The sequence below is a fragment of the Oceanobacillus sojae genome, from assembly GCF_007991515.1.
Lineage (GTDB): Bacteria > Bacillota > Bacilli > Bacillales > Amphibacillaceae > Oceanobacillus > Oceanobacillus sojae.
The window spans coordinates 1-18,383 of the sequence record NZ_BJYM01000024.1 but is presented as its reverse complement, the minus strand read 5'-3'; the positions used below and the strand labels follow the sequence as shown (position 1 = coordinate 18,383).

The window sequence follows — 18,383 nt, the reverse complement described above, 5'->3', positions numbered from 1 at the left end:
AATTTCATGACTTTATCGCAACAAAGTAGCAGCGATTCATTCTTTTTTCTTCAAAATTTCTTCTACAATGTGACGTAATTTTGCAACATTAAAAGGTTTAGAAATAATTTTTTCAGGTAACTCTTCTCCTATTTCCTGTTTTGCAACTTCCGGCAAACCGCTAATGACGACAATTTTTGTTTTTATCTTCATCTGTTTGATTTTTTGTATAACAATATTTCCGTTATAAACAGGAATATGATAATCCAGAATTACTAAATCGCAAGGAGATTTTGATAAATATTCTATCGCTTCTTTTCCGTTCTCTGCAAGAGAAGTACAATATCCGGCTGACTGAAAAACTTCCTGAAGCAACATACGAATTCCTATTTGGTCATCCACAATAAGGATTGATTGGCTCATACTTACCCTCCTCCGATATATTTAATTTTTTGTTTAATTTTAAATTTCGATAGTATTAATTTAAATTCCTGCTTATTCATTTGGAATCGTTATTTTTGCCTTCATTTCAGCTTGAAGCTCTTACGACTAAAGTCGCAAGGTCCTAAGTTTTTATTCTTACTTCACTCCTGAAAATTTTGAAGGCTGACCACTCTCAGATTTCCCAGACTTTTGCAGGCAGGACAGCTGAATTCACTATTATTCTCCCGTCTTTTCACTGCTTCCCTCTTTCTTTTTCAACAGATTCAACAGAGCAGGCCAGTTTCGCAAGTATTTGTTAAAAGTTTTGATTTTAATCTGTGCCGATGAAACTGCTGTTTTCCTGATACACCTCAACCATAACTTTAGCATATGTGGCATGCATTGTTCATCTATTTTTGGGTTTGGTAATTTTTCAAGAACCCTTTATTCATTTCCAAAAACAATAGATACCGCTCTCCTATCAAACATTGCTTCTTTTGCATGTTTCTAATCAGCTGACGACATAAAGCATCCATGCTGTAAATTGTTGAATGTCCACCAATATATTCAAATTATTACCCTAATATGGGCATTCATAGTTCCAACCCTGTGACGGCTTCTTCTTCATACACTCCTCACTCATTCAAAATTCTATTGTGTCTGCCCTTTAAAATTACAAAAAGAGACAGCTTGTTTTCCACTGCCTCTTCAAGTATTTCCTTATATTAAATTTATCTGGAATATTCCCGAAGTCCTTCTATTCCCCTCCTCCACGCATATATTTTATCCCATACTATTTTGATAAGAAGCATACGTCTTATTCAGCAGCTCTGTGCTGATTTGTTTCATCTCGGTTCCAGAAAGCTGGTTGTCGCTGATCCAGATTTTATGATTTTGAATTAGCTTCTCACTAAAATTACGTGCCCATCTGGCATTAGCTTTTTCTGCTTCCGGAAGATGGCGATAAATGTCACTTACCACCGAACGAAGATAAGCTGAATCTACCTGCCAATGCTTCGTAATATTTTTTTCAACGACAGTAGCAATATCATCCGGATGGTAATCTGGGAAAATAATTTTCTCTGGTATCCGTGAACGCAGTCCCGGGTTCATATCCAGGAATTTTTCCATTTCCTTTGTATAACCTGCTAAAATTACTACAAATTTATCTCTGTAATTTTCTAAATAAGTAAGTAAGGTTTCCACAGCCTGCTTTCCAAAGTCATTTTCGCTGTTATTAGTCAGTTGATAAGCTTCATCAATAAACAGAACACCGCCCATTGCCTGATTAATAATTCTTTTTGTATTTTTTTCTGTATGGCCGATATAGGAGCCGACTAAATCAGCACGGTCAACAACCTTTACATTTTTACTCGGAAGGATATCTAAGTAGTAGAATAAAGAAGCAAGTATATTTGCTACCGTTGTTTTTCCGGTACCGGGATTGCCTTCAAAAATCATATGATATGTCGGGTTAAAGGACAGTTCCCCTTGTTCCGCAAGCATTTTATCAATTTTTACCTGCTTCACTAAGCGCTGTACATAGTCTTTTATTTCTTCCAGCCCAATTAGGTCATTTAATTGGGACAATAATTCGGTTATTTTCTCTTCTTTATTTTCACCGCTATTTCCTATTAAAGCATCTATATCCTCACTTAATATAGTCTGTGTATCCTCGGAACCCATTTCAATAACGCGGTTCGCCATGGTAATGATTAATTTCTGATTGAAATTACGGACCCATCTTGCATTACTTTCATCAACACTGCGGCCATATTGATTCATCACCACTTCTTTATACTTTTCTTCATTCACTATATAGTCCTGATCCAGTATATCCAAATAACCAATTTCAGCAATTTCAAAGCTGGAATAGTCATCAAAAACAAATTCATTCGGAATCCGTGAAGCTAAACCGCTGTTCATCGTCAGGAAATTTTGCATATCGTCAAAATATCCGGCAAAGATAATCATAATTTCATCACGATTATCCTCCATGAATTTTAAAATGGTCTCTACAGCCTCTGCTCCAAAATCATTATCTGAAGCGCTGTGCAATGCGTATGCTTCATCAATAAATAAAATGCCGCCACGGGCACGGTCTAACACAGCCTGCGTTTTTGGAGCTGTCTCACCAATATGGAGACCGACCAGGTCCTTTCGCGTAACCTCTACAAAATTATCTGCTGGAATTACTCCTTCTTGATACAATACTTTTCCCAGCAATCTGGCGACGGTTGTTTTCCCTGTTCCTGGATTTCCAAGAAATATGGAATGTAAATTTAACGGCGCTGCTTTGAGTCCCTTCTGTTTTCTAGATTGATTAAACTTAATTGTATTAATAAATTGCTTAATCTGCTTCTTTAATTCTGTTAAACCATACATTTCGTTTAATTGCTCTAGAGCAGATTTTTCTTCTTCCTGTAAAGGCTCCTTCTTCTCCAAGGTCTGTTCATCTATTTCTTCGTCCAACTGATCTGCTTCTCCGTTACCAGATTCTGTTTCTTCGGCAAACTGTTCCTCTGAATTTGTCTCTTGAAGAACAGCATTTTGACTGGCGCTCCCCTCAGCAGTCTGTTCATCTATATTCTGAACAAATACACGTTCACCACTTGCTTCCACGGTTGACTGGTCATTATGATAAATATCAAAAATATTGCTTTCTCCGAGTTCTATTGTATTAATAATTAATAAACCGTTATCTACATTTGCTTCAATATGGTCTTCATCTCCATTGACAAGCGCTAAATTAGCACGGGAGCCTGAATAAACTGTAAGCACATATTTATTTGGATTTTGCCGTGGAAAGTCCAGAACTCCGGCAGACTCAGCATTCGATTCATTTTCTAAGTATAGGATCACCTGCATTTGTACATTATTCAAGTATACCTTGGATTGGCTTGCATAAATGGAATCAGCCACCGTAGAGGTGATTTCAAGCTTCGAGCTCTCTTGTATATAGATTCCATACGGCGAATCCTGATTAAAATAGATTTCTGATGCAGAGATATTCAGATATGAATTCACACACCAGATGGTGGGATATCGCCCGGTTTCTTCACCGTTTACAATAACATTTTTTAAAAACAAGCTTGAGTTGCCGCTGACATGAAGTGCATTCATCTCCCGTGGTGCAGACAGCATCAGATTGGACAAATTCAGCTTCGCATTATTCTGCAATGAAAAGAAACCGTTGAGTACTACATCATTTGGCTGATTTCCTGCTCCTTTAATCTCCAATTCATTTATATTATAGCCTTTCGGAAAATGATATGTACCCGGTTCAATAAGAAGCGTATCTCCTTTAGAAGAACTTTTGATAGCATCCTCAAAGCTTTTCTTCCCAAACCCTTTGCCAACCTTCCATATATGTCTCATTCCTTACACCTACTTTTCTATTTTTCTAGCATTTAGTGCTGCTAATAATATTCCGAGAACTCCCCATAAAAATGAAGTAGTCCAAATAAAATAATAGAACATCACTTTCACCACGTACCAGATCAGCAAAAATAACATGGAATTTATATTAGGGCTCTTCCTGTATGTCGGGTAGAGCCAATAATATACTCCAGGCATAAAATTTCTAAAACGTATTGCTATGCTCCCCATAACAATTACCGAAAAGGGAAAGAGAATGGCATTGATTAAATGAAATATAGATGGAAAATTAAAATTGGATAAGCTCCCATTACTTAAAATTAAAAAGATAATCGCCAAAAGATAAGAGTTAACCCAAAATAATTTATTTTGAAGCGAAAATACCATTTTTATATTTGCCAATTTCCCCTGCTTATTTTCATCAGCTGCTGTGTGCTGCGCACCAAAAGCAGCCTTTTTTTCTCTTACAGCTTCTTCCTGTACATGACTGCCAAACGCATTTTCTTTCTTGTTGGCCGGCTTGAACGGCTGCTGATTCAATTCTGTATTACTTTCCTCCAGTTCGCTGCCTACCCCAAAAAGCTTCTTTTTATCACTCACTTGTCCGTCACCTGCTTTACTTAAAATTCCTATCAAAAATTTTTAAAGAGTTCGACAATAAAATCATAGTTATTCTGTTATTTTATTTCTCCAAATACCTGCTTATGTACTTTCCAAAATGCGTCGCTAAAGCATAACAAGCTTATACTCTTTTCGACTTTTAAAAACATTCTTTTTATTTCCATATTTGTATGTTATATTAGCATAATTATTTATATAAGTGAACGGAGAGACTTATAAAAGTGGATGTTTAATCGAGTGAACAGATGAAAAATCTTCTAATATGGTTCCCTTGTTTCCCTAATATGTCCCTTGCATATATGAAAAACCAAGAAAATCACTTGGTCTTTAAAATACTGGTGTTCTTGCCAAGGAGATGTCCACTGCGACAGTTTTCAATGGGACGAGTAATCGCAAGTCCCAGGAAGTCGCTTTTCGCGGGCTGCGTTCAGCATTTTTTGCTCTCTTATTCTAAAAAAATGGAGATACGCATCAATTACAGATGAATATCTCCATTTTACTTTCATTTATTATTTTTGATTTTCCACGGCTGCACCGATAAATCCTTTAAATAATCCTTGCGATCTTGTTGGACGAGATGTGAACTCAGGATGGAATTGACATGCAATAAACCAAGGATGATCTTCCAGCTCAATGGTTTCGACAAGACGTCCATCCGGGCTTGTACCTGAGAAGATAAGCCCTTTTTCTGCCATTTGCTCACGATACACATTATTGAATTCATAACGATGGCGATGTCTTTCTTCTACTACATCTGCTCCATCATAAGCTTCTTTTGTTTTCGTTCCTTCTGTTAAATGACATGGATACAGTCCAAGACGCAATGTACCGCCCAGGTCTTCAATATCCTTTTGTTCTGGCAGTAAATCAATAATTGGATATGGTGTTCCTGAATTAATTTCTGCAGAGTGTGCACCCTCTAAGCCTACTACATTCCTTGCAAATTCAACAGTAGCTAATTGCATCCCTAAGCAAATACCAAAGAATGGAATCTTGTTCTCACGTGCATAACGGATAGCACTTATTTTCCCGTCAATGCCCCGATTCCCAAATCCGCCGGGAACAATAATCCCGTCTACTTTGGATAATTCAGCCTCAATTTCTTCTTCTGATAGCAGTTCAGAATTAATCCAATGAATGTTTACATTGGCATCATAATCATAGCCGGCATGTTTTAAAGATTCTACAACTGAAAGGTAAGCATCCGGAAGTTCTACGTATTTACCAACTAATCCGATTTCTACTTTTTTAGATAAGTTACGAACTTTATTGATCAGCTTTGTCCAGTCCTCCATATCAGCATCTTGGCAATCTAATCCAAAATGATCACAAACAATTTGGTCCATATTTTGCTCCTGTAGAGCAATTGGAACCTGGTAAAGTGTGTCTGCATCCATCATTTCAATAACTGATTTTTCGTTAATGTCACAGAATAAAGCAATCTTTTCTTTCATTTCTTTTGTAATTGCCATTTCAGTACGTAAAACAATCACATCCGGCTGGATTCCCAAAGAACGTAATTCTTTTACACTGTGCTGTGTCGGCTTTGTTTTCACTTCTCCTGCAGCTTTAATGTAAGGAACAAGTGTACAATGTACGTACATTACGCTATCGCGGCCAACATCACTTTTAATTTGACGAATAGCTTCCAGGAATGGTAATGATTCAATATCACCGACAGTTCCGCCAATTTCTGTAATTACAACATCTGCGCCAGTAGCTTCTCCTGCGCGGAAGACCTGATCTTTAATTTCGTTTGTAATGTGCGGGATGACCTGTACAGTTCCGCCAAGATAATCTCCGTGACGTTCTTTGCGGATAACGCTGGAATATACTTTCCCTGTCGTAATATTGCTGTATTTATTCAAGTTAATATCGATAAAGCGTTCGTAGTGTCCCAGGTCTAAATCCGTTTCTGCACCGTCTTCTGTCACAAATACTTCACCGTGCTGATAAGGACTCATTGTTCCTGGGTCTACGTTGATATATGGATCAAATTTTTGAATGGTTACTTTTAATCCGCGATTTTTTAATAAACGTCCTAATGATGCTGCTGTAATCCCTTTTCCGAGCGATGATACTACGCCACCAGTTACAAAAATATACTTTGTCACTTGTCCTCATCCTTCTTTCTTTATTTTTATGCTGTGTGCTGAACAATATATTTGGTCGTTCTTTGGAATGATTGTCCTGTCATTATCTTTTACATAGTCAGTAAAAGTTATCATGTCAGAACGGTTTTACTTTTATTTCTCTATCTAACAAGAAAAGCGTTTCCCCCTCTCATCTCTCAGGGGAAACGCTTTGTAATTATATTCAAAGAGCCCAATAAAGATTCTACTGTTAGTCCATGTAAATGTCAAGCACTGAATTTAATCTGTTGTATTTCAACAATTGGACACCTTTAGCGGGTGGAAAAGCCTTCCCGCAAGCTGTTCAGCTTCTGTCTTACTTCCCTGTTCAAAAGCAATAAGAAAGCATGTTGAAGGACCTGCAGATGCTTGTAAATCAAGTACTGATTCAAGCTCCGTCCTCAGGCCTGTCCATTGTTGAAAGGTCGCTGCAATTCCTTTGGAGCCTACTGGCATGATTGATTTAATTCCTGCTGTATCAGCAATTTTTTTTAATAGAGCAGCACTTGGAATTTTCCCGCCGTTCTCAAGAACAGCCTGACCCGTAAAAGGAGCTCCGATAACCGCAAAGCTCTCCCTGCCTGTCCATTGATACCTGTTTCTTTTTCCCCTTTTCCCAATCAGGGTTAAGCCAAGTCCGGACTGGAGAGTTTGAAAATTACTTTCCGTGCTTCCAGTAATGGGCAGCCCGGCAAACCCAGCTCCATTAAGTTCTTCGTACACCCCTGCTTTATAAGCCTGCCAGGCTTCTTCATTCGTAAAGTTTTGCATAATAACAGCAGCAGGCTCTGCATATTCTGCCAGACACTCCATTAACACTACACGGCAGGCAAATTTCCCGACTATCTGATTAGAGGTTTTCACCAGATCGGCTTCCTTTTCACCGATAGCCCCGCTGTTATCTGTCGCAATCACCAATTCCTTATCTGTTTCCAACGGTAAAATAATAGCATTTGTCATCCGTCTTATTTATTTTTCTTGTGGCTGCCGCGAAATACTCTGGCGCTCCGCTCATATTCTACATCAGCAACTTCAAGTCGTGCATTTACAACACGGGCAGCAGCAAAAAAGTAATCGGAAAGACGATTGATATATTTTAATGGAATTGGATTGAGTTCTTCGGCTTCGTGATAAAGTGTTACCATTTGTCTCTCTGCTCTTCTTGTTACTGTTCTCGCAACATGAAGTGCAGAAGCTGCCTGAGAGCCGCCCGGCAAAATAAATTTCTCAAGCTCCGGTGCTTCCTCAATTAAACTGTCCATGCGTTCTTCTAAATAGGTAACTATATCCTCCGTCAGCTCATAAGGTCTTTCCTTCTTAGAAACGTTCGAAAGCTCCGTACCACAATCGAATAATTCATGCTGGATTTTCACCAGGTCCTGAATAATATCCTCAAATATATTCTGATTCAGATACGCAATTGCCAATCCGGTAAAAGAATTTATTTCATCGATCGAACCATATGCCTCCACACGCACATCATCCTTGCTTGCTTTTCCGCCAATTAACGCTGTCTGTCCTTTATCCCCTGTTCTTGTGTAAAGTCTCATTTAAATCTCTCCCTTCCTTTTTAATGTTTGTGAAATTCCGTACCAAACCAGATCAACTCGTTCTGCACGTGCAGCTAATCTTTGGTAGAGCCAGCCGGTAATATCACGATGCAGCCGATTTTCTTTTTCCATTGGTACAATTCCCTTTGAAATATCCGTTCCAATCAATACAAGCCTTTGGTTTTCCTCATTTTGTTCCCATTCCATCCATTTTTTAATCTTTTTGATATTCTTATCTAAGATTAAATCAGGAGATAATTCCACATTTATTTCTTTTTTCACCCATAATTCCAAACCTTCTAAAATCACAACGGAACGCAAATTTCCATTTGGAATGGGCCAGTCAGGATATGTTGATGCTGAAAACCATGTTGTATCTTCAGGGTAATGCTGCTTCACCCATTTCCCTTTGCCGTTAAAAGCACCTCCTGTAACGAAATGCATTTTCGCGCCTCCTTCCAATCATCTATTTTCCAAGTTAAGCGGACTCCTGCGTCATGTGATACTTTCCAATTAAAAAAAGATTTCTCTTCTTCCGATAATTTCATTAATAAGTAACGAATGACTCCTCCATGTGCAACAAGTAATATATTTTTACTTTGCCGCCTGCATACCTCCTGTCTTAATTGCTGAAAGCCTGCATTAATACGCTGTTGCATCTCCTGAAAACTCTCTCCGCCTGGCGGTACAGTGCTCTCTGGGGCATCAATCCAGGAGCGGTAGCCTACATTTCTTTTTAAATCCTCGTAGGTTTTCATTTCCCATGCACCAAAATGCATTTCCCTAAATTCTTTTATTTCTATTCGTTCCAGCTTCGGGCAAAGCAGACCAGCCGTTTGACAGGATCGTAATAAATCGCTTGTTATACAAAGATCAAACTGTTCTCCAAAGCCTTGAGCAGCACTTAATCTTTCCACTTCTTCCGGCACAAGCGGCACATCTGTCCAGCCAAGGTATCTTTTATCCTGATTCGCCTTTGTTATACCATGGCGAAGTAATGTAAGAGTAATAAGGTCAGCCATAGTAATAATTCCATCCCTTCTGAGCTTGCACCTAATGTATCCCCCGTAATTCCATTGAAATTCTTCATGATACTTCTGGCGATGAATAAACCTGCAATAATAGTCACTGTAATAAAAAGCAAATAAGCAAATAACAGGTCCATCTGAAGCCAGGCAATAAAGCTGCCGATAATCACGAGGTAAATAGCATACATTCCGAAGAGGCTGCTGCTTTTTCCGCGCTGAAAAAAGCTTGCCATTCCATCTTTTCTGGCCGAAGGCAGTATTTGCAGAAATACACCAAGCAGCATTTTACCAAGGAACGGAATAAGTATAATAAAAAGAAGGGCAGCAGTATGTTCAGCCTGGATTAATTCATAAAGGACAATAAATCTTGTAAATAAAAGAACAATTACCGACAACACACCAAATGCGCCTGTTCTCGGGTCCTTCATAACCTCTAATCTCTTTTCAGGCTCTTTATAAGAGAAATAAGCATCGCTGGCATCTATCCAGCCGTCCAGATGAATACCGCCCGAGAGAATAATTAGCAAAAGCCAAAGAAATAGCGTCATCAGTAAATTTGTAAACGGCGTAAAGCTTTGCAGGATATAGATAAAAGCTGCGTAGATGCTGCCTTGAAGCAGCCCCAATACCGGAAACGTCCGGAGCATATATTTTAACTGATGTTGATCAAGGGAAAATCGGGATTTTATCGGGATACTTGTAAAAAACTGCAGGTTTATAAGTATCCCTGTAAAAAATAAGCGGGTCTTGTATAGCATCAGGATGCTCCTTCCATCATTTCCATCAATTTCTCTAAATTTATGTTTGCCTCCAAATGGTCTGCAAGCCTTTCATAATCCGCTTCTTTACTTGTTAAATTGGGCTGGAAAGAGGATACTGTTCCATGCAGGCTATCCTCTTCGTCAAGCTGATGCTGAATATAAGGAATGATACCGAGTACAGGAAGATTTGTATAGTTTTCCAGCCACTCTACACCATCTGTAAAAAGAGATGGATTACCGGAAAATTTATTAATAATGATTCCTTTTACACGTGAGCGTTCTTTTTCCGTAAGTAAGGCAAGTGTACCGGCAATACTTGCAAAAACACCGCCTCTTTCAATATCAGCTACTAAAAGAACAGGAACCTCTGCAAGCTCGGCAATTGCCATATTTGCCAAATCACGTTCCTTTAAATTCATTTCTACAGGACTTCCAGCTCCTTCAATAATTACAAAATCACTGCTGTTGTCAGCTTGTGCCAGACCTTCTTTAATTTCTAGAAGCGCTCTTTGGTAATAAAGGTCCTTAAAGCTTGCACCTGTAATCACACCCTGTGATTCCCCTGTTAAAAATACTTCCGTATGCATTCTTTTCAAAGGCTTCAGCAGAATCGGATTCATCCAGGGCTCCGCTCTGCGCCCTGCAGCTTCTGCCTGCTCATATTGTGAAATGGCAATCTCTCTTCCAGTTTCAAGTGCAACACTATGACTCGACATATTCTGTGCTTTGAAAGGGGAAATTTGAAATCCGTGTCTTGTCAGCATCCGGCAAATTGCTGTCGTAAGAATACTTTTTCCAACATGAGAAGCAGTTCCCTGCAGCATAACTCCCTTCATTTCCATTCCCCTTTCTTCACAAGCGGTATTCCGCTCTCTACTAAAATTGCCAAGTCCGCATTCTCTACTATCTGCTGGTGCACATTTCCTAATAATGCCTGATAATTCCTTGTGAGCTCATTCTTATAAGGGATATCCTGCAGCACTTCATTGGAAACAATAATGACCTTGCCTGCATGATTACAAAGCTCTGTAATATCCTCTCTTACATACTCTAAAACTGTATTTGTATCATCTACTCCTTCATGAAACAGATAGTTATTTAAAAGCGTAGTCATACAGTCTAATAAAATCACATCTTGCCCTGTAAACTGGTTGGCGATATGTGATAAATGAATCGGCTGTTCCCAGGTTCTCCACGTAAAATCAGATTGCCCCCGGTCTTGTTGATGGCGTTTAATGCGCTCCTGCATTTCCACATCGGTGGGAATACCGCATGCAATATAATGAAGATTGTTTTCTGTTTTCAGAGCATGCTTTATAGCTAAGCGTTCAGCAAAAGCACTTTTACCGCTGCGTACTCCTCCAGTAATAAATATCAATTTCTCTGTTTCCATGCAGCTAACGCCTCCAGCAGTATTTTATTAGCACCAGGCTGTTTCACGGCAACACGAAGCCATTTCCCCTCTATTCCCGGAAAGTTTTCTGTATGCCGCAGTACAAGCCCTTGTTTCAGCAGGTAATGAAACAGCTGCTCCTGTGTTGATAAGGAAGGATCCCTTAATAAATAGAAATTCAGCTGTGATGAGCTATGTTCAAATCCAAGCATCTTCAGCTCCTGAAAAATTGCTGTTCGTTCAGTTGCAATAAATCTTCTTGTTTCCACAGTATGAGATTCATCCTGTAAACAGGCAACACCTGCCTTCATTGCCAAGGCGTTCACACTCCAATGCGGCTTTGTCCTGCCAATCTTTTGAAGCAATTCAGGATCACCGGCAAGGAAGCCGAGCCGCAGGCCGGCGATACTATACATTTTTGTCAGCGAACGGATAATGAGCACATGCTGCTGGTGCAGAACTTTTTCTATATAAGTAACTGGCTCTGCTAAAAAATCATAAAAAGCTTCATCGATAATACAAAGTGTATCTGTGCTTTTACATACTTCTATCAGTGCTTCTACCGTCTCTCTGCTGTAATGAATACCTGTAGGATTATTGGGATTACACAGAAATACTGCCTTTACTCCGTGAAGTTTATCTGCTAGTGCAGACACCTCTAAATTCCATTCCGGTGCAGCAAGTACAATTTCCACAACCTCACAACCTTCATTCCTGCAGGCAGCTGCATATTCCGAAAAAGCTGGATGAACTACAGCCACCTTACTTCCAGCTAAATATCTGGCAACCAAAGTGATTATCTCGGCAGCCCCATTTCCTGCAAGTAAATGTTCAGCAGAAATATTCTCCTGCTCTGCAAGCTCCTCCATAAGCGTTTTGGCATAGGGATCTGGATAATCATTAATCGCCGTGAACCACTCTCCCCATTTTTCCTGTAATACTTTCGGTGCGCCTAATGGATTAATATTCACACTGAAATCAATCACCTTTTCAGGCTGTTTCATCTTTAGTGAGTCATAGACATATTTTGTGTTAGAACCATGCTCCGGCAGCTGCAATGACGCCACCTCCAATCCATAAGATAATAACAAAAGCAAAAACGGCGCGCTGCATTATTTTAATGGTATGTAAAATATCTCTTTTTTCTAATTCCCGTCTGTTGATACCCATATGAGCCCGCTCTGATTTGATACCCTTATAATAATTCACTCCACCAAGCTGAACACCGAGGAATAACGCAACAGCTGCTTCAAAAAAACCACTGTTCGGGCTCGGATGCTTTTTGGCATCTGTATACCACCTTTTAAAGGCTTCTTTTCTGTTAAGATACGGAGTACGATTTGTTAACATCATCAAAAAGGTCGTTATTCTGCCGGGAATCCAGTTTAAAACATCGTCAAGCTTAGCTGCTGCCCAGCCGAAATCCCGGTAACGTTCATTTTTATGACCAATCATGGAATCGCATGTATTTACTGCACGATACACAATTGCCAGCGGGGCACCACCAATAAACGCCCAAAAAAGTGGAGAAGTAATTCCATCACCAATACTTTCAGCAACTGTTTCGACAGCAGCACGTGTTACTTCTTTTTCATCCAGATTTTCCGTATCTCTGCCGACGATCATTGATACCTGATAACGGGCGCTCTCTATATCACCGGCAGCCAGCGGCTCATAAACACGCAAGGCAGCAGCTCCTAAATCCTTTTGTGCAATCGTTACTGCAATCAGGCCTGCCTCTACAATAATTCCTGCAACAGGATGAAGCTGATAAGCTCCCCAGCTTATCAGTAAGCTAATGAATAAAACTGTTATTGTTACCAGTAAAAGGAGGACGATGCCTTTCCTTTTTTTATGTTTCCCATGATTCAAACGCCTGTCAAGCAGGGAAATAAAATTCCCCATCCAGCGTACCGGATGCGGCCAATGCGGCGGATCACCGATGGCACGATCGATGATTAATGCGAGCGTGATACTAATTAAACGATAGATGATCATGCATTTTTTTCCTCTTAAAATAATGTTGGATGGACTGCTTCATTTCCTGATAAACACCACGTCCAATTATAGCCCCGAGTTCAGTAGCTGTCCCCGCATAATCTATTTCTTTGCCCTGCTGTGTTGCAGCAACTAGTATACTGTCTGTCGAGGTACCGGTAGCCTGCTTTTTTGTATGGGCGTCAAGAATATGACAATCACGGAGTACCTGTGCCTTCGCTTCTGTTGCAGTAATAATTGACTGAATATAGGCTTCATCCGTTAATTTCCCATTTACAAAAATCCACGTGTTAATTGTACCAGGCTTGACTGGCGCGGCTACAGGCGAATTCTCGCGTGTACTGTCTACAGCATTTCCTACACCGGCAGTCACAACAATCATGACAGAGAATCCATCTCCTTCATATACACGATAACTGTTATCCTCTAAGGTAACAGCCGTCATCATCCCGACTGTTTGAGAAACTGGAAAACCATGATTGGTTAAATATTCACGCATTTCTTCCCGATGGTTCGTACAATTATAAGTCGCATCTACATGTCTGTTCACGAAATTACTGTACCAGCCGGCTCCGGCTCCGACAACACCAGAAGACACTGTTTTCAAGGGCTGCTTTGACTGTAATACAATCCGCTCCGGACTAATTGACAGCATATTTTCATCAATTTTCACCTGTTCTCCCTCTCTCTCGCTCTTTTTACCCGGCAATAAATGCAGCTGCGGTTTTGCAATTTTGGAATGCGGTTGTTTGACGACTTCTGTTTGATAGACATGATTAATCAGCTCTTCTGAAAACACATCATCAGGATCCGCAACCGCCCTCGTCTCTCCGTTATCCATTAATAAAATTTTGTCACAATAAAGGCTTGCCAGGTTTAAATCATGTAAAATAGCAACGACCGTCAGACCTTCTTCCCTGGCACGCGTTCTCAAAAGATCCAGTAGCTCCTTTTGATAGGCCAAATCTAAATGGTTTGTCGGTTCATCCAGTAATAAAATATCCGGCTTCTGGACCAGTGCCTGTGCCAGGAATATCCTTTGCTGCTCTCCGCCAGAATGCTCCATCACAGAATTATCTTGAAAGTGGCTGATATTTGTCTGTTTCATTACCTTTTGCACAATGTTCTCATCTTCATCCGTCCACGTCTGGAAAAAGCCGCGATGATGTGCATACCTGCCAAGAGAAACGGTTTCCTTCACTGTATACGGAAAAACCTGCGGTGATAGTTGTGGCAAGACAGCCATCTTTTTCGCGAGCTGTTTTTTAGTTAAATCAGAGATGCTTCTATCGTCGATTTTGACCTCTCCCTGCTCAAGCTCTAATAAACCGCTCATCATCTTGAGCAATGTGGTTTTTCCGCTGCCATTCGGACCCAGAATACCGAAGAACTCCCCTTTGCCAACAGAAAAATGAATATCCTTTACGATTGTTTCACCATCATAACCGCCTGATACGTTTTCTACTTTGAGCATCTTTTTTTACCTTCCTTTTGCTTTTTTCTGTTTCAGTAGAATCATTGCGAATACAGGTGCACCTACTAACGCTGTGATGACTCCCACAGGCAGAACCTGGGGCGATATAATCGTCCTTGACAATAAGTCCGTTAAGATAAGAAATCCTGCCCCAGTAATAATAGATAATGGCAGAAGATGAATATGATCCGGTCCCCACAGCTTTCTCGTTAAATGAGGGATAACCAGGCCGACAAAGCCGATTGTACCTGAAACAGCTACTGCTGCACCTGTTAAAATAGAGCCCGCAGCCAGAATAAGCATTTTGCGTTTTTCTACATCGACTCCTAAATGCTGTGCCCGATCTTCTCCAAATGACATAGCATTTAATTCCCTTGTGTTCATCAGCAATAATAAACCGCCGATAATTAAAAACGGTAAAATAATTCCGACGTATTTCCAGCCGCGCATTGATACACTTCCCAAGAGCCAGCCGATTATTTGCTGCAGCTCTTCTCCTGTCAATGCAATAATCAAAGAAATAATGGATCCTAAAAAGGAGCTGAAAATAATCCCGGTCAGAATAATTGATTCGACACGCATTGTTTTATCAATTTTTTTCGCAAAAAAGAGCACAGTCATAATGGTTGCCAGTGCAGAAAGGATACTTAAGAATGGCAACGTATACATTCCCAAAAACGGGATGGAGATATTAAAAAATAAGGTTGATACCGCCCCGACAGATGCACCGGATGAAACACCGAGAATGTAGGGATCAGCTAAAGGATTCCGCAATAAACCTTGAAAGGCCGCTCCTGCAATCGCAAGAGAGGCCCCCACAAGTCCCGCCAGGATAACCCGTGGCAAGCGTATATCATATACAATGCTGATGGACTTTGGATCGACATCATTACCTATAGGAAGATGAAATACCTCTGAACCGATAATTTTAACAATTTCAGGTATCGGGACAGAGACACTGCCAACCGAAATTGCTATCAGCATGGTACTGATTAAAAACGCTAATGAAAGCGTATATTTCAATAAATTACTCTTCATCAAAAAGCTCCGGATACACTGACTCAGCGATTTCTCTTGCTCCATCAACGAGACGAGGCCCCGGTCGGGACACTGTATCCGAATCAACATCATAAATTCTTTCATTTACCACGGCATCTACAGCATCAAAACCATCTCTTGAAGTCACTTCACCGATTGGATCTTCTACATAAGAACCATATGTTGAAATAATCACCTCTGGATTCAGCTCTATAATTGCTTCCGGGTCCATCTCAACCCAGCCTTCCTGATCACCGGCGGCATTATCTGCATGGATAATCTGCAGCAGCTCATCAAGGAATGTGTTCTGTCCGGCTGTATAGATATCTGGTGATGGAGAAATCTCAAAGAACACAGATTGACGATCTTCCTCTGCTACTTCTGAGGTTATTTCCTCTAATTCTGCAAAGTCAGCCTGCATATCTGTAACTAATTGTTCTGCCTCTTCTTCAGCACCGACAACCTGTCCAATATTGTCAATTGTTTCATAGGTGGTATCAACATCTGTTGCGTCTGCAACGGTGAACACTTCAATATCAGCGCCTTCCAGTTGATCTAATGCTTCCTGTGATGAAGCCACTAAAGATTCATGTGCTAAAACAACATCCGGGTCCAGGCTGATAATCACTTCAACATTAAATTCCATGCCGCCAACCTTATCAATATCAAAAACCTCTTCCGGGTATGTATCGTTATCAGAAACACCGACCACCTTATCTCCTTGTCCTAAAGCAAATGTAATTTCTGTGTTACTCGGCATCAACGAGACAATTCGCTCTGGTTCTTCCTCCAGTGTCACTTCATTATCTATTGCATCTGTTACCGTTAACGGATAAGCAGAATCATCTCCATCTGTTCCCTCTGCAGCAGATTCTTCATTTGTCGTATTTTCATTCGGTGCAGCTTCATTTCCGCTGTCATTATTACTGCATCCGATTAAGAAACCCGCTAATAAAGCCAGCAGCAGAACCTGTAAAAACTTTTTCATTTTAACTTCCCCCTTGATTTTAATGTATTTTTACATGTTCAGCCGTTTTTTATCATTGAGGAAGCACAGATGTGAAATGGCTTTCAAAAATTATTCTTTCTGCTAAGTATCCTGAATCAAATAGCTTGTATAGTTAGCAGATATCCAATTTTCACACTGGATTAAAATGAGCTATACTACGTTAAAAAACATCTCCACGGCAAATGAAGATGTTAGAAAGATTCAGAAAAACGCTTCACCTTACTATCCTCGTAGAATTGGCTGGAACTAAAAATAGGCAGGTATCCTGGCTCTTGGTCATCACTCCCAGACTCCTTCCCATACATGTTTGTACAGTGGCTCGTTCTGTTCGCTCGCAATTACAGTGGCGGGACCGCGTTGGAATTGCACCAACTTCCCTTTATGATTTTAAAAATCACCTATTTTTATTTTATGTAATTGTTTTCTAAGTCTATTTTACAATGTTTTACTATGAAAGACTATAGAAAGAAGTGAGAGTTTATAAAAAGTTCACTTATAAGATATTATTCCTGCTAAAATAGAGTTTTATCAAAGCTTCCTTCCGCTATAAAAAAAGCTGGAACAAACTGAGTTCTAACTCAACTTGTTCCAGCTTTTTTATTCATTCCTTTTATATGAAACAGATTAGCGGTCGTCCTCATCATCATAATCTAATTCATCCAAATCGTCTTTACCGATGACATCATCTACTTCATCTTCAATTTCCTCCAGGTCTTCATCTTCTTCTACATCATCGAAATCATCCAGCATATCATCGATGTCTTCATCTGTTACATCTAAATCATCATCAATTTCTTCTGTTTCTACTACTGCTGCTGCTTTTTTCTTCTTTTTCTTACGTTTTTTCGTCGGCTCATCTGTAATTTCTTCTTCTGCCTGCTCTACTGGATACCAGCTTTTTAATCCCCACATACCAGATCCTAATGTTAAGTAGCGTCCGTCAACATTCATATCTGTGTAGAATTGTGCAATCATATTTTCCTTATCTTCTTCTGAAAAGTTTTTTAAATCTGCTATTTTAGAGAATAAATTTTGAAATGAGACTGCTTTATTTTCTTCCTTTAAAATAATGGAACCTAATTCAATCATGGACAAATTGCTGATTTCTTCTTGTGTCAATTCTTTCACGCTCACGTTCATGCACTCCTTTAAATATATAATTAAGGCTAAAGATAGCTATCTATGCTGCAAATAATTATTATATATGCGATTTTGTCACAATAAATCTATTTTACATTATAAACATATTTGAATGCAATTATCCAGTGAAAGTTTACGGTTCTGTATTCTTAAATAAGCTGAATAGTGATCACTCCGGAAAAACACTGCGCTTTCCCGCAGGAGTCTCCGTGTTTTTCCTACGTTAGATAGTTTCATGTCCATCTATCTTAAATTTTTACTAACCCGACAATATTGCTACAGTTACTCGTTTCTATCGAAAACCATCGCTAGTCACTACTCTACATAATCATCTTTATTATGATAAACTCAAATTTCGCACTTTAAAAAGTAACTTCCTATCCATAGGAACAGGGGGTTGATCATTTTCTCCATATATCTGTTGACAAATATAAAAGGTAAAGTGTATAGCAACCGCTA

17 protein-coding genes and 1 riboswitch are annotated in these 18,383 nt (G+C 39.7%); all 17 genes read right to left on the bottom strand.

Annotated features, from left to right (window positions below; genetic code table 11):
* Positions 1–36 precede the first annotated feature (36 nt).
* Positions 37–402 carry a response regulator gene (locus OSO01_RS20955; RefSeq protein ID WP_147212412.1) on the bottom strand — a complete coding sequence of 122 codons (366 nt, stop codon included), beginning with the start codon at positions 400–402 and terminating at the stop codon, positions 37–39.
* Positions 403–1,185: 783 nt separating this feature from the next.
* A complete protein-coding gene (locus OSO01_RS20950; protein ID WP_147212411.1) occupies positions 1,186–3,780 on the bottom strand; it encodes an AAA family ATPase in 2,595 nt (864 codons plus the stop codon).
* Positions 3,781–3,789: 9 nt separating this feature from the next.
* Positions 3,790–4,380 carry a hypothetical protein gene (locus OSO01_RS20945; RefSeq protein ID WP_147212410.1) on the bottom strand — a complete coding sequence of 197 codons (591 nt, stop codon included), beginning with the start codon at positions 4,378–4,380 and terminating at the stop codon, positions 3,790–3,792.
* Between the two features lie 530 nt (positions 4,381–4,910).
* Positions 4,911–6,515: a CTP synthase gene (gene pyrG, locus OSO01_RS20940; protein WP_147212409.1), complete on the bottom strand. Its 1,605-nt coding sequence runs from the start codon at positions 6,513–6,515 to the stop codon at positions 4,911–4,913.
* 273 nt (positions 6,516–6,788) lie between these two features.
* Entirely contained in the window at positions 6,789–7,493 is a 705-nt protein-coding gene (locus tag OSO01_RS20935) for a hypothetical protein (protein ID WP_147212408.1), read from the bottom strand.
* Between the two features lie 5 nt (positions 7,494–7,498).
* Positions 7,499–8,083, bottom strand: coding sequence for a cob(I)yrinic acid a,c-diamide adenosyltransferase (locus tag OSO01_RS20930; protein ID WP_147212407.1), 585 nt, complete (start codon positions 8,081–8,083; stop codon positions 7,499–7,501).
* Entirely contained in the window at positions 8,084–8,527 is a 444-nt protein-coding gene (locus tag OSO01_RS20925; RefSeq protein ID WP_147212406.1) for a bifunctional adenosylcobinamide kinase/adenosylcobinamide-phosphate guanylyltransferase, read from the bottom strand.
* Complete coding sequence (locus OSO01_RS20920) at positions 8,479–9,105, bottom strand: histidine phosphatase family protein (RefSeq protein WP_147212405.1); 627 nt, start codon at positions 9,103–9,105, stop codon at positions 8,479–8,481. The genes OSO01_RS20925 and OSO01_RS20920 overlap by 49 nt, the downstream gene beginning before the upstream one ends.
* The gene (gene cobS, locus OSO01_RS20915; protein WP_147212404.1) at positions 9,063–9,869 is read right to left on the bottom strand and encodes an adenosylcobinamide-GDP ribazoletransferase; all 807 of its coding nucleotides are present in this window, start codon (positions 9,867–9,869) and stop codon (positions 9,063–9,065) included. The genes OSO01_RS20920 and cobS overlap by 43 nt, the downstream gene beginning before the upstream one ends.
* Positions 9,869–10,708 carry a cobyric acid synthase gene (locus OSO01_RS20910; protein WP_147212403.1) on the bottom strand — a complete coding sequence of 280 codons (840 nt, stop codon included), beginning with the start codon at positions 10,706–10,708 and terminating at the stop codon, positions 9,869–9,871. Before OSO01_RS20910 ends, cobS begins: the two co-directional genes overlap by 1 nt.
* Positions 10,705–11,265: a bifunctional adenosylcobinamide kinase/adenosylcobinamide-phosphate guanylyltransferase gene (locus OSO01_RS20905; protein WP_147212402.1), complete on the bottom strand. Its 561-nt coding sequence runs from the start codon at positions 11,263–11,265 to the stop codon at positions 10,705–10,707. The genes OSO01_RS20910 and OSO01_RS20905 overlap by 4 nt, the downstream gene beginning before the upstream one ends.
* Positions 11,247–12,332: a threonine-phosphate decarboxylase CobD gene (gene cobD, locus OSO01_RS20900; protein WP_246145272.1), complete on the bottom strand. Its 1,086-nt coding sequence runs from the start codon at positions 12,330–12,332 to the stop codon at positions 11,247–11,249. The genes OSO01_RS20905 and cobD overlap by 19 nt, the downstream gene beginning before the upstream one ends.
* Positions 12,298–13,263, bottom strand: a complete 966-nt coding sequence (gene cbiB / locus OSO01_RS20895) for an adenosylcobinamide-phosphate synthase CbiB (RefSeq protein WP_147212401.1) — start codon at positions 13,261–13,263, stop codon at positions 12,298–12,300. The genes cobD and cbiB overlap by 35 nt, the downstream gene beginning before the upstream one ends.
* The gene (locus OSO01_RS20890; protein WP_147212400.1) at positions 13,241–14,737 is read right to left on the bottom strand and encodes an adenosylcobinamide amidohydrolase; all 1,497 of its coding nucleotides are present in this window, start codon (positions 14,735–14,737) and stop codon (positions 13,241–13,243) included. The genes cbiB and OSO01_RS20890 overlap by 23 nt, the downstream gene beginning before the upstream one ends.
* Before the next feature lie 6 nt (positions 14,738–14,743).
* Complete coding sequence (locus tag OSO01_RS20885; protein ID WP_246145267.1) at positions 14,744–15,775, bottom strand: FecCD family ABC transporter permease; 1,032 nt, start codon at positions 15,773–15,775, stop codon at positions 14,744–14,746.
* On the bottom strand, positions 15,765–16,763 hold the full coding sequence (locus tag OSO01_RS20880) for an ABC transporter substrate-binding protein (protein ID WP_147212399.1): 999 nt from the start codon (positions 16,761–16,763) through the stop codon (positions 15,765–15,767). The genes OSO01_RS20885 and OSO01_RS20880 overlap by 11 nt, the downstream gene beginning before the upstream one ends.
* A 259-nt stretch (positions 16,764–17,022) precedes the next feature.
* Positions 17,023–17,201: riboswitch (cobalamin riboswitch) on the bottom strand.
* Between the two features lie 207 nt (positions 17,202–17,408).
* Entirely contained in the window at positions 17,409–17,924 is a 516-nt protein-coding gene (gene rpoE, locus OSO01_RS20875; protein WP_307725863.1) for a DNA-directed RNA polymerase subunit delta, read from the bottom strand.
* Positions 17,925–18,383: the final 459 nt, after the last annotated feature.

Excerpts from the sequence above, each read along its gene's own strand:
- OSO01_RS20910 (WP_147212403.1), bottom strand. The coding sequence starts at position 10,708 with ATGAAGGGAGTTATGCTGCAGGGAACTGCTTCTCATGTTGGAAAAAGT.
- OSO01_RS20935 (WP_147212408.1), bottom strand. The coding sequence starts at position 7,493 with ATGACAAATGCTATTATTTTACCGTTGGAAACAGATAAGGAATTGGTG.
- OSO01_RS20890 (WP_147212400.1), bottom strand. The coding sequence starts at position 14,737 with ATGCTCAAAGTAGAAAACGTATCAGGCGGTTATGATGGTGAAACAATC.
- OSO01_RS20905 (WP_147212402.1), bottom strand. The coding sequence starts at position 11,265 with ATGGAAACAGAGAAATTGATATTTATTACTGGAGGAGTACGCAGCGGT.
- cobS (WP_147212404.1), bottom strand. The coding sequence starts at position 9,869 with ATGCTATACAAGACCCGCTTATTTTTTACAGGGATACTTATAAACCTG.
- OSO01_RS20920 (WP_147212405.1), bottom strand. The coding sequence starts at position 9,105 with ATGGCTGACCTTATTACTCTTACATTACTTCGCCATGGTATAACAAAG.
- OSO01_RS20950 (WP_147212411.1), bottom strand. The coding sequence starts at position 3,780 with ATGAGACATATATGGAAGGTTGGCAAAGGGTTTGGGAAGAAAAGCTTT.
- rpoE (WP_307725863.1), bottom strand. The coding sequence starts at position 17,924 with ATGAACGTGAGCGTGAAAGAATTGACACAAGAAGAAATCAGCAATTTG.
- OSO01_RS20925 (WP_147212406.1), bottom strand. The coding sequence starts at position 8,527 with ATGCATTTCGTTACAGGAGGTGCTTTTAACGGCAAAGGGAAATGGGTG.
- OSO01_RS20885 (WP_246145267.1), bottom strand. The coding sequence starts at position 15,775 with ATGAAGAGTAATTTATTGAAATATACGCTTTCATTAGCGTTTTTAATC.
- OSO01_RS20880 (WP_147212399.1), bottom strand. The coding sequence starts at position 16,763 with ATGAAAAAGTTTTTACAGGTTCTGCTGCTGGCTTTATTAGCGGGTTTC.
- cbiB (WP_147212401.1), bottom strand. The coding sequence starts at position 13,263 with ATGATCATCTATCGTTTAATTAGTATCACGCTCGCATTAATCATCGAT.
- OSO01_RS20930 (WP_147212407.1), bottom strand. The coding sequence starts at position 8,083 with ATGAGACTTTACACAAGAACAGGGGATAAAGGACAGACAGCGTTAATT.
- OSO01_RS20955 (WP_147212412.1), bottom strand. The coding sequence starts at position 402 with ATGAGCCAATCAATCCTTATTGTGGATGACCAAATAGGAATTCGTATG.